We start from the raw sequence: 24,466 nt of genomic DNA on the forward strand, positions 1-24,466 counted from the left end.
CCCAGTCGCTCCCCCTCAGGAGCTTTCGTCAGGTAGACGCGGCACCGCGCGGACTGGTTGGCAACGCCGTGTTGCAGGGAGATCTCGGTCGCTTCCGGGTCAGACACCGACGGTGACCGTCCGTCGGACGAGCGCTGGGGAATTGGGGTCCGGTGGCGCGGGCGCGTACGCTTGGCGCCCGTGGCACTCACCATCGGAATCGTCGGGCTCCCCAACGCGGGCAAGTCCACGCTCTTCAACGCGCTGACCAAGAACAACGTGCTCGCGGCGAACTACCCGTTCGCGACGATCGAGCCCAACGTCGGCGTGGTGGGGGTGCCGGACGCGCGGCTGGGCAAGCTGGCCGAGATCTTCTCGTCGGCCAAGCAACTGCCCGCGACGGTGCAGTTCGTCGACATCGCCGGCATCGTCCGCGGTGCGTCGGAGGGTGAGGGCCTGGGGAACAAGTTCCTCAGCCACATCCGCGAGTCCGACGCGATCTGCCAGGTGACCCGGGTGTTCGTCGACGAGGACGTCACGCACGTCGACGGCAAGGTCTCGCCGGCCGACGACATCTCCACCATCCAGACCGAGCTGATCCTGGCCGACCTGCAGACCGTCGAGAAGGCGATCCCGCGGCTGGAGAAGGAGTCCCGGCTGAAGAAGGAGAGCGTCGCCGTACTGGAGGCGGTCCGCGAGGCGCAGAAGCACCTCGAGGCCGGGACGCCGATCATCGCGACGAACGTCGACCGCGACGCGATCCGCGAACTGATGCTGATGACCGCCAAGCCGTACCTGTTCGTCTTCAACTGCGACGCCGACGAGCTCGCCGACGAGGATCTCAAGACCCGGATGCGCGAGCTGGTCGCGCCGGCCGAGGCGATCTTCCTGGACGCCAAGTTCGAGGCCGAGCTGGTCGAGCTCGGCGACGAGGACGAGGCCCGCGAGATGCTGTCCGAGATGGGCGTCGAGGAGCCCGGCCTGGACGTGCTGGCCCGCGTCGGCTTCGAGACCCTCGGCCTGCAGACCTACCTGACCGCAGGCCCGAAGGAATCCCGCGCCTGGACGATCAAGAAGGGTGCCACCGCGCCCGAGGCCGCCGGCGTCATCCACACCGACTTCCAGCGCGGCTTCATCAAGGCCGAGATCGTCTCCTTCGACGACCTCGTCGAGGCGGGCTCGATGGCCGCCGCCAAGTCCGCCGGCAAGGTCCGCATGGAGGGCAAGGAGTACATCATGGCCGACGGGGATGTCGTGGAGTTCCGCTTCAACGTCTGAGGTCAGCCGGTTCGGCGGAGGCCGAACTCGTTGCCGTCCGGGTCGGCCAGGACATGGTCGGCTAGGCGGTTCGCGCCCAGTGTGATCAGGCGGGCTGCGTCGTTGGTGGGGTCGGTGGTGATCAGGTCGAAGCGCTGGCGATTCCTTGCGGTTTTGGGTTCGTCCCACGCGTCCCAGGAGATCTTGGCTCCGCCGTACGGCGACTGGATCGCGGTCTGCTCGTTCTCGTCCAGGACCAGCGGCCAGCCCAGTGCGTGGTGCCAGAACAGGCCGACGGCGCGGGTTCCGTCGCAGGTGACCTCGCCGAGGTGGCCGGTGTCGGCCAGGTAGTTGTCGCCCGGTTCGATCACGCACAGCGGGTTGTCGCCGGGGTCGGCCAGTACGACGAAGGCGTCGTCGGGTGCTTGGCCCACGTCGAGGTGGCGGCCGCCGAGGCGCAGTGCTGTCTCGACGGTTCGCTGCTGGTCGTCGAGGCTGGTGCTGGCCAGGTGCAGGTGCAGTTGGCGCGGGTCGACCTGCACGGTGTCCGAGGTGACGAAGCGGAGGCCGACCTGCGTCTCGTCGCCTGGGACCAGCGCGCCGCCGGGCTCCGGGCGGACCTCGCGGTCGAGCAGACCGGCCCAGAAGGCCGCTGTTGCTGCGGCGTCGGCCACGTCGAACACCACTGCTTCCAGTTGGAGTGCCATCAGCCGACGGTAGGACGGGCTCGTGGCGTTGGCGACCGGTTATCTGGGCCCTGTGCGGAGATAGGGTCGTTTCGTTCGTACGACGGAATCGAGTGAAGGACACCGATGGCCCGCCCTTACCGCCCAGGTCCGAAAGAGTTCGTCTTCGCTGCCGGCGACGGCACCGATCAGCGCGTCGTCGTCGCCGATCCGCAGGAGGCCTACGAGGCGTTCTCCGTGTTCTACCGGAGCCAGGACGGTCGCACCTGCACGATCGACGACGAACCGGCCGGGCAGCGGTTGGTGCTGATGCCGGATCGAGGCGTGATTGTTCGCAGTACGGGGACCGAGGTCTCGTACCTGAAGGTCGACCGGCCCAACCGCTACACACCGAGCGCGATGCTGTTCTTCGAGAAGGGGTACGCCGGGCTCGACCGCTACGGCCAGTGGCTCGCGGACCTCGCGGACCTGGACGCGTCACCGGAGGATCGGGGCGCGACTCGCGCCGCCACGATCACGACCGAGGCCGCGGCGCTGGAGGAGGTCGGGCGGATGTGGGGCGACTCGGGGATCGTCGACCCGAGCGACCAGTGGTACGTCTTCTTCGACTCGCACGGCGCCGAGGACGACCGGGCCGAACGCGCCGCGCTGCTGGTGCTGATCGAGTTCCTCGGGCTCGAGCGGGTCGAGGCTCCGGCGGGCGCTGCCGACGGAGAGGTCTGGGTACGCCGGGACGCGCGGCTCGACGCCGAGTTCGAACGCTGGTCATGACAGAGGTCGTGTTCGCCCGTGAGAACGGGTGGTTTCCGCGCGTCGTACGGGATGAGGGCGTGCTGCGGATCGAGCTCGGTGCCGGCGCCGATGCGAACCATGACCCTCGGACCTTCACGTTCCCGGTCGAGGAGGCGCATCTTGCGGTGATTCGGGACGATCTGCGGCGGCACCTGCTGCTGTGGAGCGCGATCTTGCCGCTGTGCGATGCGGCTGGGACTCGGGGTGCGTTGGATGAGGGCGCTGCGGTCGCGCTCTTGGATCCGATCCTGTTCTCCGCGCCTCGTGATCTCGACGCGCTGTTCGGGCGGATTCGGTGGGACCGGAGTCGGCTCATCGCCCATGGTGCCGACGTCGCGCTGCTCGAGCGTGGCGAGGTCTGGGCCGCGACGGGCTCGGCGACGGTGACGGCCGACTGGGCTCGGGCGCAGGAGCACCAGGCGAACCGTTGGCGCGCCCAGCGGGGTGTGGTGCTTGCGCCGCTCGACACCGCGATCCTGAAGTTCACCGGGCAGTACCTGCATGGCGCGACGGTTCCGCAGCGGCGGCCGGAGGCGGTTGATCGAGCGCTGCTCCCCGAGGTGTTGAGCGTGATCGCTACCGCGGAGCGAGCTGCTGCTGGGCTGCGGATCGGGCGTGATCCGCGCCGGGGGAGTCGCGGCACGGACAAGCGGGACTGGGAGCGGATGGCGGCGGCGGTCGAGACGGCTGTACGGCGTACGCATGCTGAGCTCGCTGATGATGCGGTGGCCAGCGTCAAGTTCCTGATCTGCTCCGAGGCGGCGGGGCGCGCGAGGAGTACGCCGTACGAGGAAGGCGGCGCTGCTCGGAGTACGAAGCTGATCTTCACCGACGACAAGGACGGCGAGGAGACGTGGCGATCGGGCGGTTCCCGGACGGCTGCGGCGGCGTTCTGGGAGTTCGTCGAGGCTCGTTCGGCCGGGGACAACGAGGTCTTCACGATCGAGGACGAGGCGGCGAGAGAAGGGCTGCAGCTCCACTTCTACGCGGACTCGATCGCACGGATCACCACGGTGTCGAAAGGCGCCGGCGAGCCGAAGTACCGCGTCGAGTACAGCCTGGTCGGCGGGATGGACGGGTATCGGGTTGTGGTCGATGCGTTCATCAGCGGTGGTTGCGCCGCCCTCGATGCCCACGGCCCGTGGCTGACGAACGCCGAGTTCGAACGCGCCCGCCGCGAACGTCGACGTTGACCGCTTGGCGTGATCGGGAAGTACGTTGGCGGGATCGGTTAATGCTCTGGCGGGTTCGGCGGCACTAGCGTCATGGGTGGCGGTCAGAGAGGCCGTTGCTGAGGAGGGCTGATGACGACCGTGCTGGTGACTGGGGCTTCGTCCGGGATGGGCAAGGCGACCGCGTTGCAGTTGTTGAAGGACGGGTACGCCGTGGTCGCGGTGGCGCGGCGGGTTGAGCAGATGCGGGAGCTGGAGGAGCTCGGAGCGACCGTCGTCGCGGTGGACGTGACGCGGGACGACGAGCTGGTGAAGTTGGTCGACTCGATCGACGGTGGGGTCGACGTGCTGGTCAACAACGCGGGGTTCGGGTTGTACGGCGCGGTCGAGGACGTCACGATCGACGAGGCGCGGTACCAGTTCGAGGTGAATCTGTTCGCGATGGCGCGGCTGACGCAGCTGGTGCTGCCGGGGATGCGCGCCCGGCGTACCGGACGGATCGTGAACCTGTCGTCGATGGGTGGGAAGGTCTACACGCCGCTCGGCGCCTGGTACCACGCGTCGAAGCACGCGGTGGAAGGCTGGTCGGACTGCCTGCGGATCGAGCTGAAGCCGTTCGGGATCGACGTCGTCGTGATCGAGCCGGGGATCGTCGCGACCGACTTCGGGTCGGTGCTGAGAGGGCCGGCCTTCGAGCGGTCGGAACAGGGCGCGTACGCCGAACTGGCGGGCAAGGTCGCCGCGTCGACCTCTCGCAGCTACAGCGGCGGCGGTACGCCGGTCGCGAAGCTCGCGGACGTGATCGTGCGGGCGATCGCGGCGCCGCGGCCGAGGACCCGGTACGTCGCGGGGCAGTACGCGCGGCCGCTGCTGTTCGTGCGGAAATGGTTCGGCGACCGGATCTACGACCGCGTGCTGATGAGTCAGATGTGAGCACCGACCACTACGCGCTCGGCCCGCCGGCGCGGGCGCTGCTCGCCGACCTCGAGGTGTCGGTGCCGACGGTGCTGCAACGGGCCCGCCTGCCCGAGCGGCTGCTGACCGACGGCACGCTGGAGCTGACGCCGCCGGAGTACCACGCGTTCTGGCGGGCGCTCGCGGAGGAGCTGGACGACCCGGTGCTGCCGATCACGATCGCGCGGAAGCTGTCGGCGGAGGTCTTCGACCCACCGCTGTTCGCGGCGTTCTGCAGCCCTTCGCTGCTGGTCGCGGCGGAGCGGCTGGCGCGGTACAAGCGGTTGGTGGGGCCGATGCGGCTTGAGATCGATGGGTCGACGATCGAGCTGGTGTGGCCGGAGAGTGAGCAGCCGCCGGACGAGCTGGGGCTGGTGGAGCTGCTGTTCTGGGTGGCGCTGGCGCGGATTGCGACGCGGTACGACGTACGGCCGGTTGCTCTGACGGCACCGGTGGCTGTGTCTGGTGCTGTTGCTGATTCTTATACGCAGTACGTCGGTGTGCCGATCGCCTTTGAGCCGCGGTGGTCGCTGACGTTCTCCGCTGCGGACGCCGAGCGCCCGTTTCTCTCCGCGAACGAGCGCATGTGGGACTACTTCGAGCCTGAACTCCGCCGCCGGCTCGCCGACCTCGACCAGGGCACGTCGACCACGGAGCTCGTGCGTACGGCGCTGCTGAAGCTGCTCCCTGCTGGATCCGGCACGGCGGCTGCGGTCGCTGCGGAGTTGGCAATCAGCGTTCGCACGCTGCAACGGCGTTTGCAGGAGGAGTCGACCGGCTTCCAGACTGTGCTGCGCGATACGCGCGAGTCGCTGGCTCGGCACTACCTCACGACGTCGACGATGACTGCCGCTGAGATCGCTTATCTCCTGGGGTACGACGACACGACGTCGTTCTACCGGGCGTTCCACACGTGGACCGGCCAAACCCCGGAGGTCACAAGGCAGTCGGTCGGAGACCCTACGCTGGCGCCATGAGCGATGCGGTTGTCTTCCGCTATCACCCGGACCCGGTCGGCACCGGCTCGGCCGAGGCAAGCGACGGCGCCTGCGAGGTCTGCGGCGAGGTGACCGGCTACCGCTACACCGGGCCGATCGACGGAGTGCAGGCCGCCGAGCTCTGTCTCAGCTGCATCGCGAACGGCGCCGCCGCCGAACGACTCGCCCACCCCGACGGTCCGGCGAGCTTCGTGGACGGGCAGTCTGACCTTCCCGCGGAAGTGCGGGAGGAGATCATGCACCGCACCCCCGGCTACTTCGCTTGGCAGGACGCTTACTGGCTCACGCACTGCGGCGACGGGGCTGCCTACCTGGGGCGAACGGGCTGGGAGCAACTACAGCACGACCCGGAAGCGCTGGCGGCGCTCCGCCGCGAGGCACGTGAGATCGGCATGACCGAGGCGGCGAGTCAGGAGTGGATCAGGCGCCTGACGCCGGACGGCGGTATGACGGCGTACCTCTTCCAATGTCTGCACTGCGGAGCACACCTCGCGTACTCCGACGCCAACTGAGGGCAGTCGGGTCGAGACGCGGGCGGGGCTGGAGTTCGTGTTCGGGGTGTGGAAGGTGTGACCCGCTGAAATTCGGTGGCGTGGGGGCGGTCACACTTGGTTGGGTAGAGGTGTATGCCCTGACGGTTTGAAGGAGACGGTATGAGCGACAAGTCCAGCAAGCCGGCGAAGGACGATCTGCAGGAGAAGTTCCGCGAGGCGCTCGCGAAGAAGAACGCGCACCACGAGTCGCACCCGGGGAGCGGGCCGCGGCACGAGGGTGTCGGCGAGGCGCACAACGACAAGCAGAAGCGCCAGTTCCGGCGCAAGTCCGGCAGCTGATTGCGCCGCCCATCCATCCGCACCGAGCCCCGGGTCACCGCCCGGGGCTCTACCTTTTCCCGAGGCCCCGCGGTCCCGAGGTCCCGAGGTCCCGAGGTCCCGAGGTCCCGAGGCCGAAGGCCCCAAGGGCCCGGGGGGCCCCGAGGCCCGGGGCGACGCGCCTTCCGGGAGGTTTCCCGGGGCGACGCGCCTTCCGGGAGGTTTCCCGGGGCGACGCGCCTTCCGGGAGGTTTCCCGGGCAACGCGCCCTCCGCGAGGTTTCCCGGGGCGACGCGCGTTCCGGAGCCGAGTGCCGGTACGCCGTACGCGCTCCCGCGCCTCAACGAGAAAGGAGCCGCGACCCCGCCGTCCAAGGGGGTCGCGGCTCCGGGATCCGGGGGACGACTGATGCCCCCATCGTCGTACCCCGGATCGGTCAGGGGGTCCGGGGGGACCGGGGGGCCGGCCGGAGGTGGGCGAGGTTGGCTTCGATCTCGCCGGAGCGGGCGGCCGGGCGGGGGTGGGGAGTCACGGTGGTTCTCCTGGGGATCACCTGCACCCGAGGTGGTCCGGCGTGGGCGAGTCGACGGGGGTGCGTCATCTATTCACGCCGACTTCCTTCACGTCGTAAACCGTTGAGGTCGAGCTGTGACGAACCCTGAAAATTTAGCGCTACATGTGACAATCGGTATCGACTTCCACTTTTCATTGGTCTAAGTCCATGACGTGAAAGAAGTTCATCTCCGGTTCATCTTCGACCGTCTAGAGTCGGCCGCGTGGATGTGCCGCTGCATTTCGCCGTGAAGACCCGGTTGGTCGAGTTGCTGGAGCGGCTGGGGGAGGGAGCGGCGCTGCCGCCGGAGCGGAAGCTGGCGGCCGAGTTCGGGGTGTCGCGGTGGACGATGCGGCAGGCGATCCGGGAGCTGGTCGCGGATGGGCGGTTGCGCGCACGGCAGGGGCAGGGGACGTTCGTCGCGACGCCGAAGCTGGTGCAGCCGCTGGCGCTGGTCAGTTACACCGAGGCGTTGCGTGCGCAGGGGTACGAGCCGGCGCGCGAGGTGGTCGCCTTCGAGCAGGTCGCCGCTGAGGCCGAGCTGGCGACCGGGCTCGGGATCCGAGCGAGCGAGCCGGTACACCGCCTCGAGCGGGTGCTGCTCGCCGACGGGCAACCGATCGGTTTGGAGACCACTTACCTGGCCGTGGAGCGGTTTCCGACGCTGCAGTCCGTACTGCGGCCGACGGGCTCGCTCTACCGCTGCCTGACCGACGAGCTCGGCGTGCGCTTCGGCGAGGGCGAGGAGGTGGTCGAGACGGTGATCGCGTCGCCGCGGGAGGCCGAGCTGCTGCAGGCGACGCAGTCGATGCCGATGTTCCTGCTGCACCGGAACAGCCGCGACGTCGACGGGCGGCCGATCGAGGTCGTCCGGTCGCTCTACCGCGGGGACCGGGTGGCGTTCCGCGCGACACTGCGGCCCTAGGAGTTCGTTCGAGGTTCACCGCGGGGTCGGGTGATCGCCGAGCCTCTTTCATTGGTCCGGACCAATCTGTCGTTGGTCGGACGCTGAGGAGGCTGTTGTGCGGGTGGTTGTGGTCGGTGGCGGAGTGCTCGGCACGTTTCACGCCTGGGAGGCGGTACGGCGCGGCGACGACGTCGTACAGATCGAGCGCGAGGCCGGGCCGCGTGGCGCGACCGTGCGGAACTTCGGGCTCGTCTGGGTGAGTGGCCGGGCCGACGGTGCTGAGCTGGAGACGGCGCAGCGGGCCCGGGTGCTGTGGGAGGAGCGGAGCCGCGAGGTCGCAGGGCTGGACTTCCGGGCGGCCGGATCGCTGACGGTGTGCCGGACCGAGGACGAACTGGCGGTCGCGAAGGAGGCCGCTGAGCGGGACACCGCGCGGGCGTTCGAGGTGCTGGATGCTCAGGCGGCGCGCAAGCTCAACCCCGCGCTGAAGGGCGAGATGCTCGGGGCGCTCTGGTGTCCGCGGGACGGGGTTGTCGAGCCTCGTCAGGTGCTGAAGGCTCTCCGGCGGGAGCTGGAGAGTTCTGGCCGGTACTCGTTCCTTGCGGGGCGCGAGGTTCGGGACGTCAACGATCGCCAGGTGCGCACCGATGACGGCGAAGTCCACGCGGCCGACGAGGTCTGGCTCTGCACTGGCGCCTGGCACGGCGGCCTGATCCGCGAGCTCACCGACGACCTGCCCGTCCGCCGGGTCCGCCTGCAGATGATGCAGACCGCGCCCCTCGACGAGCAGCTGACGACCGCGGTCGCCGACGCCGACAGCTTCCGTTACTACCCGGCGTACCAGGGCCCCGCCCTCGACACCCTCAACCAGACCGAGCAGCAGCAAGTTGCCGCAGACAACAAGATGCAGCTCCTCATGGTTCAGCGCAACGGCGGCGGTCTGACCATCGGCGACACCCACGAGTACGCCGAGCCGTTCACCTTCGACGTCCACGAGGACCCGTACGACTACCTCAAGGCGACGGTCGAGCGGATCCTCGACCGGCCGCTCCCGCCGATCACCCGGCGCTGGGCCGGCGTCTACTCCCAGGCCACCACTCCGGGCGAAGTTGTCGTCCGAAGAACAGTCGCCGACGGCGTCCACCTCGTCACCGGCCCCGGCGGCCGCGGCATGACGATGGCCCCGGCGATCGCCGAGGCGAGCTTCCAGGGAGCCGGCCGATGATCCAGCTCGCGGTCCTCGACATGGCCGGTACGACGGTCGCCGACGACGGCCTGGTCGAACTGGCCTTCACCCGGGCGATCGGTGCCCAAGGCATCGAACCCGGCGACGACCGGTACGACGCGATGCTGGCCCACGTCCGCGCCACCATGGGCGAGTCCAAGATCACCGTCTTCCGTCATCTCCTCCAAAGCGACGAAGCCAAGGCCCAGCAGGCCAACCAGGCGTTCGAGACGGCGTACGGGCAGCTCGTCGACGACGGGCACTGCCGCCCGATCGACGGGGCCGAGGACGCGATCCGGCAGTTGCAGGACGACGGCGTCAAGGTCTGCCTGACCACCGGCTTCGCCGAGACGACCCAGCAGCGGATCCTCGCCGCGCTCGGCTGGCGCACGCTCGCCGACCTGACCCTGTGCCCCGCCCAGGCCGGTCGCGGCCGTCCGTACCCGGACATGGTCCTGAAAGCCCTGCTCACCCTGCGCGCCGACGCCACCGCGAACGTCGCGGTGGCCGGCGACACGGCGTACGACATGACCTCGGGGACGCGCGCCGGTGCCGGCGTCGTGGCCGGGGTCCGCACCGGCGCCCACGACCGGTCGCAGCTCGCGGCCGCGGGAGCCACCCATGTGATCGAGTCGGTCCGGGACCTGCCCGGGCTGCTCCGCGACCGAAAGCTGGAGAAGTGAAGGTCCTCAGAACTCTGCTCGCCGCCACCCTGCTGACCGTGCTCGCCGCCTGTGGCGGGACCGGTGCCGCGTCGACCGGCGACGCCAAGACCGTGACCGTCTACACCGCCGACGGACTGGCCGAGTGGTACCAGACGCGGTTCGCCGCGTTCACCGCGAAGACCGGGACCAAGGTCCAGGTCGTCGAGGCCGGGTCGGGCGAGGTGGTCTCCCGGATGCAGAAGGAGAAGTCGAACCCGCAGGCCGATGTGATCGTGACGCTGCCGCCGTTCATCCAGAAGGCGGCCGCCGACGGCCTGCTGCAGCCGTACGCCGTACCGGGTGCGGACCAGGTGAAGGGCCTCAAGGCCGACAACTACGTGGCGGTCGTCGAGAACTACCTGAGCTTCATCGCGAACCCGAAGGCCGGCAGCCCGAAGACGTTCGACGACCTGCTCGACCCGCGGTTCAAGGGCAAGGTCCAGTACTCGACGCCGGGCCAGGCCGGAGACGGTACGGCGGTGCTCCTGCTGCTGCAGCACCTGCTCGGCAAGCAGGGCGCGCTCGACTACCTCGGCAAGCTCGAGGCGAACAACGTCGGCCCGTCGGCCTCGACCGGCAAGCTGCAGCCGAAGGCGAGCAAGGGCGAGATCTGGGTCGCGAACGGCGACGTGCAGATGAACCTGGCCTCGATCGCCAACGACAAGTCCGCGTTCAGCGTCTTCTTCCCGGCGGCGAAGGACGGGAAGCGGACGACGGTGTCGCTGCCGTACGTGATGGGGCTCGGCGCCGGTGCGCCGAATGTTGACGGGGGCAAGCAGTTGATGGACTACCTGCTCTCCACCGACGCGCAGCAGACGGTCTCCGCGGACGCCTTCGGGATCCCGGCGCGGGCCGATGTGAAGCCGACCGACGCGAACTACCAGGCGGTCGAGAAGGCCGTCGACGGCGTCGAGATCTGGCAGCCGGACTGGAGCAAGGTGCTCGGCGACCTGGACGCGGACGTGGCGGCGTACACGAAGGCCGTGCAGGGATGACTGTCCAGCTGGACGACGTGACGGTGCACTTCGGGAAGACCTGTGCGCTGGAGGGACTCGATCTGACGGTTGCCGCCGGTGAGACGGTCGCGTTGCTCGGGCCTTCGGGGTCGGGCAAGTCGACGGCGCTGAAGGCGGTGGCCGGGTTCGTCCGGCCGAGTCGCGGGCGGGTGCGGATCGGTGGCGTCGACGTGACCGACGTGCCGCCGGCGAAGCGGGGGATCGGGGTCGTCGTTCAGCAGTACGCGCTGTTTCCGCATCTGCGGGTGTTCGACAATGTGGCGTTCGGGTTGCGGGCGGCGCGGCGGCCCAAGCGTGAGGTCGCCGAGCGGGTCGGCGAGATGCTCGCGATGGTGGGGATGGAGACGTACGCGAAGCGGCTGCCGCGGGAGCTCTCGGGCGGGCAGCAGCAGCGGGTCGCGATCGCGCGGGCGTTGGCGATCAGGCCGCCGGTGCTGCTGCTCGACGAGCCGTTGGCGGCGCTCGATGCGCAACTGCGGGCGGGGATGCTCGATGAGTTGCAGAAGCTGCGGCGTGAGGTGCCGGACGTGGCGATCGTCTACGTGACGCACGATCAGGCGGAGGCGCTGGCGCTGGCGGACCGGATCGCGGTGATGCGGGATGCTCGACTTGTCGACATCGCGCCGGCCGCGGAGCTGTACCGGACGCCGCCGAGTGCGTTCACCGCGTCGTTCCTGGGTGGGGCGAACCTGCTGCCGATCGAGGTGAAAAACGACGAGGTGACGGTGGGAGGTCACCGAGTGCCCGGCATCAAGCCTGTGGGTGGGAGTTTGTTGTGCGTGCGCCCGCATGCGATCCGGTTGGAGGAGGGTGGGTTGCCGGCGCGGCTCGTTGGAGCGCAGTGGCGTGGTTCGTCTTACCGATTGACCTGCACGATTGAGGGGCTCGGTGAGCATCCGGTGCACGTCGATGTGCCGGCGGACCACAAACTTCCGGCGCTCGGGGCAACCATCTCCATGCGGTTGCCGGGTGAGGCCTGCAGTTTGGTGGAGTCGCGGTGAGAGCAGTACGTCGTACGTGGTTGCTCCCGCCGTTGCTGCTGATCGCCGTCCTCGTCGTCTACCCGCTCGTCCTCGTCGCCGCCGAGTCGCGCGGCTCGTGGGCCGAGGTGATCGGCTCGGCCGAGTTCCGTGACGCCCTGATCCGGACCGTGCAGATCGCGGTCTGCTCGACGGCAGGCTGTCTCGTCGTAGGGACGTTCCTGGCCGTCGTGGTCAGCTTCGTCCCGTTCCCCGGCGCCCGCCTCGTCTCCGGCCTGGTCGACGCCATGCTCGCGCTGCCCTCGTTCCTCGTCGCGCTGTCGTTCACGTTTCTCTACGGATCAGCCGGCGTCCTCGGCACCCTCACCGGCGCGACCGGCTTCCTCACCACCCCCTGGGCGGTGATCCTCGCCGAGATCACCTTCTACACGCCGTTCGTGATGCGCCCGCTGCTCGGCGCGATGAGCCGCGTCCCGCGCGTCCAGCTCGACGTCGCCGCGAGTCTCGGCGGCGGTCCCTGGCGCGTCCTGCGCCAGGTGATCCTCCCCGAGGTCCGTCCCGCGCTCGCGGCCGGCGGCGGGCTCACGTTGCTGCTGACGCTGAACGAGTTCGGCATCGTGCTGTTCCTCGGCGCGCGCGACACCACGACGCTGCCGCTGCTCGTGCACACCAAGGGGATCGTGATGTTCGACTACCCGGGCGCCTGCGTGATCGCCATCGTGCAGATCGCGTTGTCGATCGGTCTGTACGCCGTACTGCGTGGTGGGCTGGGAGGTCGTCGTGCTGGTCTGGTCTAGAGGGCCGCGCCTGCTCGTCCAGGCCGTCTTCCTGCTCGTCTTCGGCGTGCTCGTCCTGGCGCCGTTCGTCGTGGTCGCGGCCGCGGCGTTCGCCGGGAGTTGGAACGGCGTCCTGCCGTCCGACCCGACAACCACCCACCTGAGCGAAGCGCTGTCCGGCGACGAGCTCGCGTCGATCGCGGTGAGCCTGCAGACGGCGTTCCTCGGCGGACTGCTGGCCGTCGTGTTCGGGACGTGGGGTGCGCTCGCAGCCCGGTCGGCGACACCCGGCCTCGCGCGGCTGACCGACGCGCTGCACCATCTGCCGATCGCCGTACCGTCGGTGGTCGTCGGCCTGAGCCTGCTGGTCGCGTTCTCCCGCCCGCCGCTGCTGCTCAACGGGACCAAGTGGATCGTCGTGATCGCGCATCTCGTCCTGATGGTCGCGTTCACCTACGGCACGGTGACCGCGGCGTTGCAGCGGACCGACACCGTATACGCCGAGGTCGCCGCGTCGCTGGGTGCGTCGGCGGCCCGGGTGCTGTGGCAGGTCCGGTTGCCGATGCTGCGCCCGGCGATCGTGTCGGCCGCCGGGCTGTCGGTCGCGCTGTCGATGGGTGAGGTCGGGGCGACGATCATGGTCTACCCGGCGTCGTGGCGGACCGTTCCGGTCGGCGTCTTCGCGCTGACCGACCGCGGGCAGACGTTCACCGCCGCGGCCGAGTCGCTGGTGCTCCTGGTGGTGACGGTCGTGCTCGTGGTCGGGCTGGATCGGCTGCGCGGAAAGGCGACGAGCTAGAGCAACTCGGCGAGGAGACGAGCGGCCCGGTCGGCGCCGTCGGTGGCGACCGGGAGACAGTCGACCGGATCGGTGAGCGCCTTCGCGACCGCCTCGGCGAGCACGGTCGGGTCGGCCGCCTCGAGGTAGTCGAGGCGATGGCCGGCGTTGTACCGATCCAGCCGCGCCGCCACGTGGAAGTTCTGCTCGAAGTGGTTGCGCAGCGGGATGTAGACGAAGGGCACCCGCTGCGCGGTCAGCTCCATGCAGGTGGTCAGACCGCCCTGGGTGATCACGACGTCCGCCTTGCCCAGCTCCAGGTGCAGGTCGGGCAGATAACCGTGCACCCGTACGCCGTCGAGCTTCGGCAGCGCGGCCGGATCGATCCGCGGTCCGGTGACAACGTCGAAGGTCAGCCCGGGAACCAGCCGGCGAATCGCCGGTACGGCGTCCAGAACGCGGCGCAGCAAGGCGGATCCCACACCGGAACCACCAACGGTGACGAGGCAACGAGGTGCACCGGTCAGCTGCCGCGGCGGAGGCGTGAAGCCGGTGATGTATCCGGTGAAGGCGTAGTTCTCCTCGGTCCAGGAGCGAATGGAAGGCAGCGAAGGCCCGAACGCGTCGCCGACGATGTCCTCGGGGTCGCCGACGAAGAGCGAGTGGTCCCGCAACCGCCGGTACCGCGCCCGCTGCGTGAGCATCTCCAGGTTGTAGTCCGTCGTCAGCGCCTCCTCGGAAGCGTCCATCGGCAACCACCCCACGAAGTCCGTCAGCCATGCATAGCCGAAGCGCTTCAGCTCCGGGTTCTCGTGCAGGAAGTAGTCCACCTCCCACGCCTCGTCGCCGATGACCAGGTCGTAGTGCCGGTCCTCGACGACGTCCGCGAAGGTGAGGAAGTTCGCGACCAGGATCTCGTCCATCCGGCGCAGCGCCTGGAACGCGTGCAGATCGTGCTCACCCGCCTCGAACTCCACGTGCCCCGACTCGTTCAGCAGCCAGGAAGACGCCGGATGCACGGTCTCCCCGGCGTCGGCGAGGACGCGCGTCACCGGATCCTGAGCCAGCCACTCGATCTCCACACCAGGCACAAGACCGCGCAGCGACCGCGCGATCGCCAGGTCCCGCCGCGCATGCCCGAGCCCGATCGGCGACGACAGGTACAGCACCCGGCGCGGCCTGACCGCCGCCCGCTCCCACGTACGGCGTACCGGCCGTGGCGCGAACTGAGCGGTGAACTCCTTCAGCAGGTGATTGACCACCACCGGATCGCGCGCATGCGGCGCGTGCCCGCCGCCGACGACCGTCACCAGCGAACCACCCGTCAGCTCGGCGAGCCGCGCCCCCTCGGCCGGCGGCCGGATCGCGTCGGCCGCGCCATGGATCACCAGCACCGGGCACCCGACCTCCGCGAACCGCGACGGATCGAGATGCACCGCGCGCCCGGCCTCGGTGTCGACGAGCAGTTCGGGCGTGATCTCGTGCGCCCACCCGATCCCGTCCTCGATCTGCTTGCTGGAGTGCGGTTCCGGGAACATCTGCGCGAAGAAGTAGTCCAGGAAGTCGTCGTACCCGCCCTCGAGCCAGTGGTGCCGGTTGTACTTCGCCCAGCCGTCGGTGCTGTCGTGCCGCTCGTCCCAGGTCCAGCGGGTCCGGTCCTCGACCATCGGCGTCAGCCGGGTCGCCGCGCCGACGCAGGCCACGCCGAGCACCCGCGCCGGCTCGCGCAGCGCGACCTCCAGCGCCCACGGGACGCCACGCGAGAAGCCGACCAGCACGCAGGACGCCGTACCGGTCGCGTCCAGCACGGCGATCGTGTCCTCGACGTACTCCGCGTCCCCGTACGCCGACGCACCGGCCGGCCGGTCCGACAGGCCCGCGCCGCGGCCGTCGAAGGTGATCACCCGGAAGTGCCGGGCCAGGTACGGCACCTGCGCCTTCCAGACCCGCGACGTCACCAGCGACCAGGTCGGCAGCAGCACGATCGCCGGGCCGTCGTGGTCGCCGTACACCCGGTAGTGCAGCTTCACCCCGGCGCGGGTGACCGTCCCTTCGGAGTCGGCCACCCGCGCGGGTCGTTGTGCCATGGCGTTCACTGTGTCAGGGGCGGACTTCGTAGACCAGGTTGAACGGCGTCTGCGCCGCCACCCGGAACCGGGTGAAACCGGCCGCGGTCACCACGTCACGGATCCGCGCCGGACCGGCCTGGGTGCCGAGCCCGAGCCCGACCTCCTGCGACAGCGACGCCGGCGTGCAGAGCAGCGTCGAGAAGCCGTAGTACGCGCGGCCGACCGGGTTCAGGTTGTCCTCGACGTGGTCGCCGGCCATCGGCTCGACGATCATCCAGGTACCGTCGTCGGCCAGCGACTCGCGGACGCGCCGGGCCGCGCCGACCGGGTCGCCCATGTCGTGCAGCGCGTCGAACGTGGTCACCAGGTCGTAGTTCTGCCCGCCGTACGCCGTACTGCCGGCGACCTCGAAGGTGACGTCGACGCCCGCGTCGGCCGCCCGCTGCTGCGCGATCGCGATCGACTCGGCGTGGTAGTCGGAGCCGGTGTACGCCGAGCGCGGGAAGGCCTGCGCCATCAGGATCGTCGAGGAGCCGTGGCCGCAGCCGATGTCGGCCACCTTCGCGCCGTTGGTCAGCTTCTCGACGACGCCGTCGAGCGCCGGCAGCCAGCCGTCGACGAGGTTCGCGATGTAGTTGGGCCGGAAGAAGCGCTCGCAGCCGAGGTGCACGTCGGAGTCGTGCTCGTGCCAGCCGATCCCGGCGCCGCTGCGGGCCGCGTCGACCATCCGGTCGGTGTCCTGCACGGTGCCGAGCGCGATCTGGAAGAAGCCGGGCAGGAACGCCGGGCTGTCCTCGTCGGTGAGCGCGACGGTCTGCTCGGGCGGGAGCGTGTAGAGGCCGGTCGCCGGGTCGTAGCTGACGAAGCCGCCGGCGGCCTGGGCGTTCAGCCACTCGCGGACGTAGCGCTCGTGGGTGCCGGTGCGGTCGGCGAGGTCGGCCGGCGTGAGGCCGCCGGCGCCGGCCATCGCGTGGTAGTAGCCGAGCTTGTCGCCGAGCACGACGAGCGCCGCGTTCAGCGTCGCGCCGACCTCGCCGACGGCCTGGAACACGAACTGCATCAGCTTGTCGCCGTCGACGGTGACGGGCTGGTCGATGGTGGTCATCTGGGTTCCCTCCCTGGGCTTCTTCTGCTCGCGACGCTAGAAGTCGGCGCTGAACCGTCGCATCAGGTGGCCCACCTAGTCCTAGACTCCGAGGATGCTGATCGGGCGGGAGGCCGAGCGGCGGGCGATCGAGCGGTTGGTCGCGGGGGCGCGGGTGGGAACCAGCGGGGTGCTGCTGATCTCGGGCGAACCGGGGATCGGCAAGACCACCCTCCTCGACCAGGCGGCCGAGCAGTCCGCCGGGTTGCGCGTGCTCCGGGCTCGCGGGACGGAGACCGAGCAGGAGATCCCCTTCGGGGCGCTGCTGCAGCTGCTGCGTCCGGTGCTCGGTGAGCTGGACAGGATCCCAGCACCACAGCGCGATGCGCTCGCCGCTGCGCTGGCGCTGACCTCGCCGGCGCCCGCCTCCCCGGGGAGGCCGGAGGATGCGGCGGAACGGTTTGCTGTGGGGGCGGCGACGCTGAGCCTCCTGTGCCGGTACGCCGAGCAGTTGCCCTTGGCGGTGCTCGTCGACGACGCGCAGTGGATCGACCGGCCGTCGGCCGAGGCGCTGGTGTTCGCGGCGCGGCGGTTGGTGGCGGACCCGATCGTGCTGCTGGTCGCCGGGCGGGCGGGGGAGTCGCATCCGCTGGCCGAGGCGGATCTTCCGGTGCTGCGGCTCGACGGGCTCGGGCTGGAGGATGCGCGCGAGCTGGTCGGGCGGCGTACGGCGGAGGTCGCGCAGGTGCACCGGATGGTGGGTGGGAATCCCCTGGCCTTGCTGGAGCTCGATCCCAAGAACCTGCACAAGATGCGTCCCGGGGCGCCGGTGCCGGTGCCGCGGTTGCTGGCGGAGGCGTTCTCCGCGCAGGCGGACCGGCTCAGCGAGCAGGCCCGGATCGCCTTGCTGGTGGCGGCTTCCGACGACGGGGAGCTGCAGCTGGTCGCGGCGGTGTGCTCGGAGCTTGGCGTCGACGTTGCTGCGCTGGCCGAGGCTGAGGACGCCGGGCTGGTGCGGATCGCCGATGGCCGGGTCGAGTTCCGGCATCCGTTGGTGCGGTCGGCCGTGTACGCCGGTGCGGCCGCATTGACGCGGCGCGCTGTTCATCAGGCGATCGCTGGGGTGCTGGCCGACTCGGACCGGCAGGTGTGGCATCTGTCGGAGGCGGTGCTCGGGGCGGACGACGAGGTCGCGCGCAAACTGGAGGTGGTCGCCGGGCATGCGGTCGAGCGCGGCGCGCACGCAGTCGCCGCGACTGCGCTGGAGCGCGCTGCCCGGCTGACGGACGATGCGGCGGAACAAGCGCGCAGGTTGGTCGCCGCAGGCGAGGCCGCGTGGTTCGCTGGACTGCCTGATCGCGCTGAGGAACTACTTGTCGAAGCTCTGCAACGCACGATCACGCCAGTTGTCGCGATCCGCGCGCAGGAGCTTCGCGGCGACATCGCCGTACGTTGCGGTTCACCAGGCCAGGCCCGCGACATCCTGCTCGCCGCGGCCGAGGCCGCCGACGATCTCCCGACCCGCATCCGCCTGCTGAGCGACGTGGTGAACGCCTGCTTCCACCTCGGCGACACCGCCACAGCCCTCCAGGTCGCCGACAGCCTCGACGCGCTACTGCCGAGCATCGACCAACCCGAGAGCCGCCTGCTCGGCCTGCTCGCCTGCGGTGTCGGGCGCGTGCTCGCAGGCAGTGGCGGCAGCGAGCAGATCCGTACGGCGGTGTCGCTGTCGAGCAGCGTCACGCTCGACCGGCGGCATCAGGTGTGGGTCGTCATCGCCCCGCTCTTCCTGCGCGAACGCGAAGGCGGCCGCGAGGTGATCCAGCGGATCCTGCGCGACAGCCGCGACGGCGTCGCGCTCGGGCTGCTGCCGGGCGTCCTGTTCCACCTGGCCCGTGACCAGGCAACGACCGACCGCTGGGCCGACGCGGCGACGTCGTACGACGAAGGGATCCGGCTGTCGCGCGAGACCGGGCAGACCACCGAGCTGGCGATCAGTCTCGCGGGACAGGCCTGGTTGTCGGCGCGCCGCGGGCGGACCGAGGACTGCCACGCGCAGGCCGCCGAGGCGGTCGCGCTGTGCACGCCGCGGGGGATCCGGATCGGGCTCGCCTGGTCGTCGTTCGCGCTGGGAGATCTCGCGCTCGGGCAGGGCGATCCGGCGGGCGCGCTGTCGGCGTACGAGGGGCTGGTGGAGATCCTCGGGACCGGCGGGATGCTCGACCCGGATCTGTCGCCGGCGCCCGAGCTGGTGGAGATCTACCTGCGGCTCGGGCGGCCCGAGGACGCGAAGTCCACGGCTGAGGCGTTCGCTGAACGCGCGGCGCACAAGGGGTTGCCGTGGTCGCTGGCGCGTGCGGCGCGGGTGCGGGGGCTGGTGGGGGACGACGAGGAGCTGCTGGTGAGCGCGCTGCGGCTGCACGGGCAGACGCCGGATCTGTTCGAGACGGCGCGGACGCATCTGGTCTACGGGTCGTGGCTGCGGAGGGCGCGGCGGCGGGTGGATGCGCGGGTGCAGCTGCGGCTGGCGGTGGAGCTGTTCGATCACCTGGGAGCGGGGACGTGGGCCGATCAGGCGGCGGGGGAGCTCAAGGCGACGGGGGAGACGGCGCGGCGGCGGGAGCACAGCAGCGCGGACGATCTGACGCCGCAGGAGCGGCAGGTCGCGCAGCTGCTCGCTGACGGGCACAGCACGCGGGAGGCGGCGGCGAAGCTGTTCCTGAGCCCGAAGACGGTCGAGTACCACCTGCGGAAGGTCTACACGAAGCTCGGCATCCACAGCCGCAGCGAGCTCGCCGAGCAACTCACCGAAGCGTGAGCGGCTCCTCCGACCGGCTCAGCCGGCGATGACCAGCTGCTCGAGCCGGTCCAGCTCAGGCTCCCACCCCTGCAGGTGGTTGGCCGCGTCGTCCGGCCCGGTGAAGCCGGTGTGCAGCAACAGCATCCGCGTCCCCTCCTCCACCGCGCTCAGCTCCACCCGCACGGTCGACGGCGCGTCGTCGTCCTCGTCCCACTTCCAGGTGAACGCGAGCACGTGCTGCGGCTCCACCTCCAGATAGCTGCCGCGGACGACGTACGGGCCCATCTCGACGATGTACGCCCCGCCGACCCGTACGTCGGCGTCGACCTTGAGCTCCAGCGCCGGGTTCGGGCAGTACCAGCGCGCCAGCAGCTCGGCCCGTGTCCACGCGGCGTACACGTCCTCGAGCTGGGCCTTCAGCACCCGCTCGATCCGGATGTCACTCACCATCGCCGTTCCCCTCCAGAAGGTCCGCCAGCCGGTCGACCGTGCGGTTCCAGTACGTCGTGAGGTCGCCCAGCCAGACCTCGACCTCCGACAGCGCCTCCGGCCGGAGCGCGCAGACCACCGTCCGCCCGGCGCACCGGCGGGGTCAACCTCTGCGCCCGTACGGTAGTGGAGTGACCTCGCCATTCACCGAAACCAGTGGCCGTGCTCGCATGCAGGGGTTCGCGGAGGCAGCGGCGCAGGGGCCGTTGCAGTACGTGACCCTGTTCACCGGAGTTCCGGTCTGGCTGGTGACCGGGTACGCCGAGGCCCGGCAGTTGCTGGCGCACCCGGACGTCGTCCGGTCCCCGCTCGACGGGCCGCACCGCGACCAGGTCTGGGACGACCTGGTGAACTCGATGGAACGGCACATGCTCAACGTCAACCCGCCGGACCACACGCGGATGCGCAAGCTCGTCTCGGCGGCGTTCACCCGGCGGCGGATCGAGCTGCTGGAGCCGCGGATCCGTGAGATCGCCACCGAGCTGCTCGACGAGATGGCCGCCGCGGACGGCCCGGTCGACCTGGTCAGCGGATACAGCTACCCGTTGCCGATCACGGTGATCTCGGAGCTGCTCGGCATCCCCGCGATCCGCCGCGACGACTTCCGGCGCTGGTCGTCGATCGTGGTGAACGCGGCCGTGCACACGCCCGAGGAGTACATCGAGGCCGCGCTGGCGATGGTCGAGTTCATCCGCGAGATGATCGAGGACCGCCGCGTCGTCGCGCCCTCCGACGACCTGCTGTCGGCGCTGCTCGCGGCCCGCGACGGCGGCGACCGGCTGAGCACCGACGAGCTGACCTCGATGGTCTACCTGCTGCTCGCCGCCGGGCACGAGACCACGGTCAGCCTGATCACCAACGGCGTGCACGCCCTGCTCACCCACCCCGACCAGCTCGCGCTGCTCAAGGCCGAGCCGGAACGCCTCCCGGCCGCCGTCGAGGAACTCATCCGGTACGACGGCCCGCTGCAGGCCGCGATCCCGTACATCGCCAAGGCGCCGATCGAGATCGCCGGCCGCACCATCGGCACCGGTGAGGTGATCGTGTTCGCGCTGGTCGCGGCCAACCGCGACGACGCGAAGTTCGGCGCCGGCGGCGAGCTCGACATCGCCCGGGCCGACAACCAGCACCTCGGCTTCGGGCACGGCATCCACCACTGCCTCGGCGCGCCGCTGGCCCGGCTCGAGGGCCGGGTCGCGCTCGGGATGCTGTTCGACCGCTTTCCGGACCTGCGGCTGGCCGAGCCCGACGGCGACCCCCGGCGTACGCCGGGCCTGTTGATGAACGGGATCGCGGAACTGTCCGTCCACCTGTGAACACTGGGTGAATTCAGCCCCACCGGCCCCGAACCACCGCCGCGCGATTGGGAGGACCTTGACACCGGATGGCATGCTCGGGGTCGTGACAGAGTTGATGGACGCCGCCCGGGAGCTGCTCAGCGTCGCGATGGCGTCCCACTGGCTGCTGCTCATCCTCTTCCTGGCCGCCGCCGTGGACGCCGTCTTCCCGGTGATCCCGAGCGAGGGCCTGGTCGTCACCGCCGGGATGGCGGCCGCGGCCGGCCACCAGAACCTGCTGCTGGTGATCGTGCTGGCGATGACCGGCTCGGTGATCGGCGAGTGCGTCTGCTACTTCATGGGCCGCGGCTCCGGACCAGCGCTGCGGCGCTGGATGCGGCGCCGGGAGGCCCGGCAGGCGATGTACGACAAGGTCAGCAAGGCGCTGCACACCCGCGGCGGGCTGATCCTGATGACGGTCCGTTACATCCCCGGGGCCCGGATGGTCGCGACGCTGACCGCGGGCGCGACGGCGTACTCGTTCCGCAAGTTCGTGCTGTTCACGGCGGCCGGGGTCACCGTGGCCTACACCTACGTGGCCCTGCTCGGGTACCTCGGCGGCGACGCGTTCGCGCACGACTCGCTGAAGGCGCTCGCGTTCAGCCTCAGCCTCGCGTTCACCATCGGGCTGGTCCTGGAGACCACCCGGCGGATCGCGGCTCGCCGCAAAGCGGCGAAGGTTGCGGCGCGGTAACGACTATCCGGACGCTTTCGACCCGGTCGCGTGTCCCGGGCCAACCGGAGCGCGGGTTCGTGCGTCAGTAGGGGTATGTCCGGGGGCACAGTTCTGGGGAATGTTCCGCGTCGGGGTCAGCGACTCATCGCGCTGACCGCAGTGGTGGCCGCGCTGGCGGCCGGCTGCGCCGACACCGCACCGAGCAACGAGGGAAGTGGCAGCCCGTCCGGCAAACCACCGTCTGGTACGCCGACGGCGAAGCCGAGCGAGCCCGACCCGTCGACCACGCTGACGCCGGGGGTGAAGCCGCCGGCCGCCGCGCCGGTGACCAGGTCGTTCCCGGCCAAGCTGCCGAACGGGAAGCCCCCGCTGTTCGTGGTCGTGTCGTTCGACGGCGCCGGCGACCTGGCGCTCTGGTCGCACTGGCGGACCGTCGCCAAGCAGGTCGACGCCCGGATGACGTTCTTCCTGTCCGGCCCGTACCTGTACCCCGAGGCGCGCAAGACCGACTACAAGCCGCCGTACAAGAAGCCCGGGGCCTCCGACATCGGCTGGGCCGACGCGCCGAAGGCGATCGCGCGGGCGACCGTGCTGCGGCAGGCGATCGCCGAGGGTCACGAGATCGGCACCCACGCCAACGGGCACTTCTGCGGCAAGACCGGGATCGACAAGTGGTCGGCGACGCAGTGGAAGGCCGAGCTCGACGCCTTCGACACCATGGTCAAGAACGGGCCGTCGCTGGCCGCGGGCAAGCCGCTCGCGGCGCCGTTCGACCCCTCGACGGTGAAGGGGATGCGGACGCCGTGCCTGGAGGGCAACCGGCCGGCGTACCGGCAAGTGATGCGCCAGCGCGGGATGCTGTACGACGCCTCCGAGCCCGGCTACATCGCTTGGCCGAAGAAGGAGGACGGCGTCTGGGACTTCCCGCTGCAGTCGGTCGACCTGGCCGGGACCCGCAAGAGCACGCTGACGATGGACTACAACCTCTGGTACGCCCAGACCAAGGCCCGCAAGGCGCCGCTGTCGCACGCGCCGAAGCTCAAGGCACAGGTGCTGGCGACGTACCGGCAGGCGCTGGCCCGGTCGCGCGCCGGGAACAACCCGCCGCTGTTCCTCGGCAACCACTTCAACCGGTGGAACAACAGCGTCTACTCCGACGCGCTCACCACGTTCGTCACCGAGACCTGCAAGCAGCCCGACGTGAAGTGCGTCAGCAACGTCGAGCTGATCGCCTGGCTGACCAAGTACGGCGTACCTAAAGGCTGAGCGAGCCGAAGCCGGTCTGCCAGGTGCCGCCTTCCTTGATCCGGGCCACGATCAGCCGCTGCAGCGCGGTGTCCTGCGGGAACTCGTCGAGCTTGCCGAGGTCGTGGCTGCGGAACGTGAAGAAGATCGCGCTGTCCTGGGAGTCGCGCGGTTCGCCGTACGGGGTGAAGCGGCGGCCGAAGCGGACCATGTTCGAGTCCTGCGGCAGGTGGTCGAGCAGGTACGGGTCGATCAGCCAGGACCCGAGCGTGGCGGTCTTCACCGGGTGTTCCGGGAAGTGCTCGGCGAAGAACGCGCGCGCCCGGTCGAAGCTGTCGTCGACCGCCTCGGGGGTGAGTGGGCCGGTCTCCGGGATGTGCACGCCGAGCACCCACTCGCCGGGCTCGACACCGGGCACCTTCGGCTCCTCCGGCAGCGGGTGAATGAGGAACTGCAGCCGGCCCAGCGCGTAGAGCGCGCCGGTCCAGTACGTCGTCACCCACCAGTGCGTCTCCAGGCCGAACTTGCCGAACGTGCGCCGGTTGACCTTCAGCTGCTGACCGAGATCGGCCAGAGTCGCCCAGCTGATCTCGTCGCTGACCCCGCGCTCCTGGTGGTACCGCCGAATGTCCGGCAGCGTCTCCAGGTAGGCCGCCAGCGACACCATCGGGTCGTCGGGAGCCTTCAGCTGACCCTCCACCGGCACCCCGCCGATCGCCTTCCGCAACTGCGCGGCGAACTCGGCCACCAGCACCGGGTCGACATCGAGCTTCTCGGCGTCGGCCTGGTCCTCGGCACTGAACCCCAGCAGGCGGTACTCCTCAGCGGTCGTCACCGCACCAGCATGTCAGATCCTCACCAGCGCGCTTCGTCGCCGGTCAACGTTCTTCGGCCAGCCCGAGGTAGAGCAGGCTCGGGTCCGCCGGGTTGAAGGCGAGCCCCGGGATGCCGTCGAAGCTGTTGTGCTGCTTGCCGAGCTCACCGGTGGATGTGTTGAACCGGTAGAGGTCCGACCCGTAGTTCGCGAACGAGGTGCCGTACGCGAAGTACAGCAGATCCGGCTCGGCACGTTCGGCTCACTCAGCGTCGCCACCTTCGCGTAGGTGACCCGCTGCAACTTCTGCTTCGTCGGCGCCAGACTCGCGCCGTCGTCGACCGAGAACGTGACGCCTCCGTC

General features: G+C 70.1%; 24 protein-coding genes. 18 read left to right on the forward strand and 6 right to left on the reverse strand.

Annotated elements, in window-relative coordinates; translation table 11 throughout:
• Window positions 1-180: 180 nt before the first annotated feature.
• Complete coding sequence (gene ychF, locus ACZ6Z4_RS23875; protein WP_465568495.1) at window positions 181-1,257, forward strand: redox-regulated ATPase YchF; 1,077 nt, start codon at window positions 181-183, stop codon at window positions 1,255-1,257.
• Between the two features lie 2 nt (window positions 1,258-1,259).
• Here the strand turns inward: ychF and ACZ6Z4_RS23880 are convergent, their stop codons facing one another.
• A complete protein-coding gene (locus ACZ6Z4_RS23880) occupies window positions 1,260-1,943 on the reverse strand; it encodes a VOC family protein (RefSeq protein WP_465568498.1) in 684 nt (227 codons plus the stop codon).
• 105 nt (window positions 1,944-2,048) lie between these two features.
• Between ACZ6Z4_RS23880 and ACZ6Z4_RS23885 the strand changes: the two genes are divergently transcribed.
• From ACZ6Z4_RS23885 to ACZ6Z4_RS23945, 13 genes are all read left to right on the forward strand, one after another.
• Window positions 2,049-2,693: a hypothetical protein gene (locus tag ACZ6Z4_RS23885; protein WP_465568501.1), complete on the forward strand. Its 645-nt coding sequence runs from the start codon at window positions 2,049-2,051 to the stop codon at window positions 2,691-2,693.
• A complete protein-coding gene (locus ACZ6Z4_RS23890) occupies window positions 2,690-3,907 on the forward strand; it encodes a DUF6357 family protein (protein WP_465568504.1) in 1,218 nt (405 codons plus the stop codon). The genes ACZ6Z4_RS23885 and ACZ6Z4_RS23890 overlap by 4 nt, the downstream gene beginning before the upstream one ends.
• Window positions 3,908-4,018: 111 nt before the next feature.
• On the forward strand, window positions 4,019-4,819 hold the full coding sequence (locus tag ACZ6Z4_RS23895) for an oxidoreductase (RefSeq protein ID WP_465568507.1): 801 nt from the start codon (window positions 4,019-4,021) through the stop codon (window positions 4,817-4,819).
• Window positions 4,816-5,817, forward strand: a complete 1,002-nt coding sequence (locus tag ACZ6Z4_RS23900; protein WP_465568510.1) for an AraC family transcriptional regulator — start codon at window positions 4,816-4,818, stop codon at window positions 5,815-5,817. The genes ACZ6Z4_RS23895 and ACZ6Z4_RS23900 overlap by 4 nt, the downstream gene beginning before the upstream one ends.
• Entirely contained in the window at window positions 5,814-6,350 is a 537-nt protein-coding gene (locus ACZ6Z4_RS23905; RefSeq protein ID WP_465568513.1) for a CbrC family protein, read from the forward strand. The genes ACZ6Z4_RS23900 and ACZ6Z4_RS23905 overlap by 4 nt, the downstream gene beginning before the upstream one ends.
• Before the next feature lie 141 nt (window positions 6,351-6,491).
• Window positions 6,492-6,671 (forward strand): DUF5302 domain-containing protein, encoded by a 180-nt coding sequence (locus ACZ6Z4_RS23910; RefSeq protein ID WP_344180215.1) that lies wholly within the window; start codon window positions 6,492-6,494, stop codon window positions 6,669-6,671.
• A 755-nt stretch (window positions 6,672-7,426) separates the two neighbouring features.
• Complete coding sequence (locus tag ACZ6Z4_RS23915; RefSeq protein ID WP_465568517.1) at window positions 7,427-8,128, forward strand: GntR family transcriptional regulator; 702 nt, start codon at window positions 7,427-7,429, stop codon at window positions 8,126-8,128.
• A gap of 97 nt (window positions 8,129-8,225) precedes the next feature.
• Complete coding sequence (locus ACZ6Z4_RS23920; protein WP_465568520.1) at window positions 8,226-9,335, forward strand: TIGR03364 family FAD-dependent oxidoreductase; 1,110 nt, start codon at window positions 8,226-8,228, stop codon at window positions 9,333-9,335.
• On the forward strand, window positions 9,332-10,018 hold the full coding sequence (locus tag ACZ6Z4_RS23925; protein ID WP_465568523.1) for a phosphonatase-like hydrolase: 687 nt from the start codon (window positions 9,332-9,334) through the stop codon (window positions 10,016-10,018). The genes ACZ6Z4_RS23920 and ACZ6Z4_RS23925 overlap by 4 nt, the downstream gene beginning before the upstream one ends.
• Window positions 10,015-11,034 (forward strand): 2-aminoethylphosphonate ABC transporter substrate-binding protein, encoded by a 1,020-nt coding sequence (locus ACZ6Z4_RS23930; protein ID WP_465568527.1) that lies wholly within the window; start codon window positions 10,015-10,017, stop codon window positions 11,032-11,034. The genes ACZ6Z4_RS23925 and ACZ6Z4_RS23930 overlap by 4 nt, the downstream gene beginning before the upstream one ends.
• Window positions 11,031-12,056, forward strand: coding sequence for an ABC transporter ATP-binding protein (locus ACZ6Z4_RS23935; RefSeq protein ID WP_465568530.1), 1,026 nt, complete (start codon window positions 11,031-11,033; stop codon window positions 12,054-12,056). Before ACZ6Z4_RS23930 ends, ACZ6Z4_RS23935 begins: the two co-directional genes overlap by 4 nt.
• The gene (locus tag ACZ6Z4_RS23940; protein WP_465568535.1) at window positions 12,053-12,832 is read left to right on the forward strand and encodes a 2-aminoethylphosphonate ABC transporter permease subunit; all 780 of its coding nucleotides are present in this window, start codon (window positions 12,053-12,055) and stop codon (window positions 12,830-12,832) included. The genes ACZ6Z4_RS23935 and ACZ6Z4_RS23940 overlap by 4 nt, the downstream gene beginning before the upstream one ends.
• Entirely contained in the window at window positions 12,795-13,610 is an 816-nt protein-coding gene (locus ACZ6Z4_RS23945) for an ABC transporter permease (protein ID WP_465568538.1), read from the forward strand. The genes ACZ6Z4_RS23940 and ACZ6Z4_RS23945 overlap by 38 nt, the downstream gene beginning before the upstream one ends.
• Here the strand turns inward: ACZ6Z4_RS23945 and ACZ6Z4_RS23950 are convergent.
• Both ACZ6Z4_RS23950 and ACZ6Z4_RS23955 read right to left on the reverse strand, forming a co-directional pair.
• The gene (locus ACZ6Z4_RS23950) at window positions 13,607-15,676 is read right to left on the reverse strand and encodes an alpha/beta fold hydrolase (RefSeq protein WP_465568541.1); all 2,070 of its coding nucleotides are present in this window, start codon (window positions 15,674-15,676) and stop codon (window positions 13,607-13,609) included. The genes ACZ6Z4_RS23945 and ACZ6Z4_RS23950 overlap by 4 nt on opposite strands.
• Before the next feature lie 13 nt (window positions 15,677-15,689).
• The gene (locus ACZ6Z4_RS23955; protein ID WP_465568544.1) at window positions 15,690-16,763 is read right to left on the reverse strand and encodes a class I SAM-dependent methyltransferase; all 1,074 of its coding nucleotides are present in this window, start codon (window positions 16,761-16,763) and stop codon (window positions 15,690-15,692) included.
• Between the two features lie 94 nt (window positions 16,764-16,857).
• Here ACZ6Z4_RS23955 and ACZ6Z4_RS23960 point away from each other — a divergent pair, with 94 nt between their 5' ends.
• Complete coding sequence (locus ACZ6Z4_RS23960; protein ID WP_465568548.1) at window positions 16,858-19,560, forward strand: helix-turn-helix transcriptional regulator; 2,703 nt, start codon at window positions 16,858-16,860, stop codon at window positions 19,558-19,560.
• 18 nt (window positions 19,561-19,578) lie between these two features.
• On the opposite strand, the gene ACZ6Z4_RS23965 is transcribed toward ACZ6Z4_RS23960, so the two are convergent.
• A complete protein-coding gene (locus tag ACZ6Z4_RS23965; RefSeq protein WP_465568553.1) occupies window positions 19,579-19,992 on the reverse strand; it encodes an SRPBCC family protein in 414 nt (137 codons plus the stop codon).
• On the reverse strand, window positions 19,982-20,110 hold the full coding sequence (locus ACZ6Z4_RS23970; RefSeq protein WP_465568556.1) for a hypothetical protein: 129 nt from the start codon (window positions 20,108-20,110) through the stop codon (window positions 19,982-19,984). Before ACZ6Z4_RS23970 ends, ACZ6Z4_RS23965 begins: the two co-directional genes overlap by 11 nt.
• Window positions 20,111-20,201: 91 nt before the next feature.
• On the opposite strand from ACZ6Z4_RS23970, the gene ACZ6Z4_RS23975 reads away from it, so the two are divergent.
• From ACZ6Z4_RS23975 to ACZ6Z4_RS23985, 3 genes are all read left to right on the forward strand, one after another.
• The gene (locus tag ACZ6Z4_RS23975; RefSeq protein ID WP_465568559.1) at window positions 20,202-21,347 is read left to right on the forward strand and encodes a cytochrome P450 family protein; all 1,146 of its coding nucleotides are present in this window, start codon (window positions 20,202-20,204) and stop codon (window positions 21,345-21,347) included.
• An 85-nt stretch (window positions 21,348-21,432) separates the two neighbouring features.
• Window positions 21,433-22,062: a DedA family protein gene (locus ACZ6Z4_RS23980; RefSeq protein WP_465568562.1), complete on the forward strand. Its 630-nt coding sequence runs from the start codon at window positions 21,433-21,435 to the stop codon at window positions 22,060-22,062.
• Between the two features lie 75 nt (window positions 22,063-22,137).
• On the forward strand, window positions 22,138-23,310 hold the full coding sequence (locus ACZ6Z4_RS23985) for a polysaccharide deacetylase family protein (RefSeq protein WP_465568565.1): 1,173 nt from the start codon (window positions 22,138-22,140) through the stop codon (window positions 23,308-23,310).
• Here ACZ6Z4_RS23985 and ACZ6Z4_RS23990 read toward each other — a convergent pair.
• Entirely contained in the window at window positions 23,300-24,124 is an 825-nt protein-coding gene (locus ACZ6Z4_RS23990) for an acyltransferase domain-containing protein (RefSeq protein ID WP_465568570.1), read from the reverse strand. The two genes, ACZ6Z4_RS23985 and ACZ6Z4_RS23990, sit on opposite strands and share 11 nt — an antisense overlap.
• Between the last annotated feature and the right edge of the window lie 342 nt (window positions 24,125-24,466).

The organism is Kribbella sp. NPDC104740 (assembly GCF_055583505.1).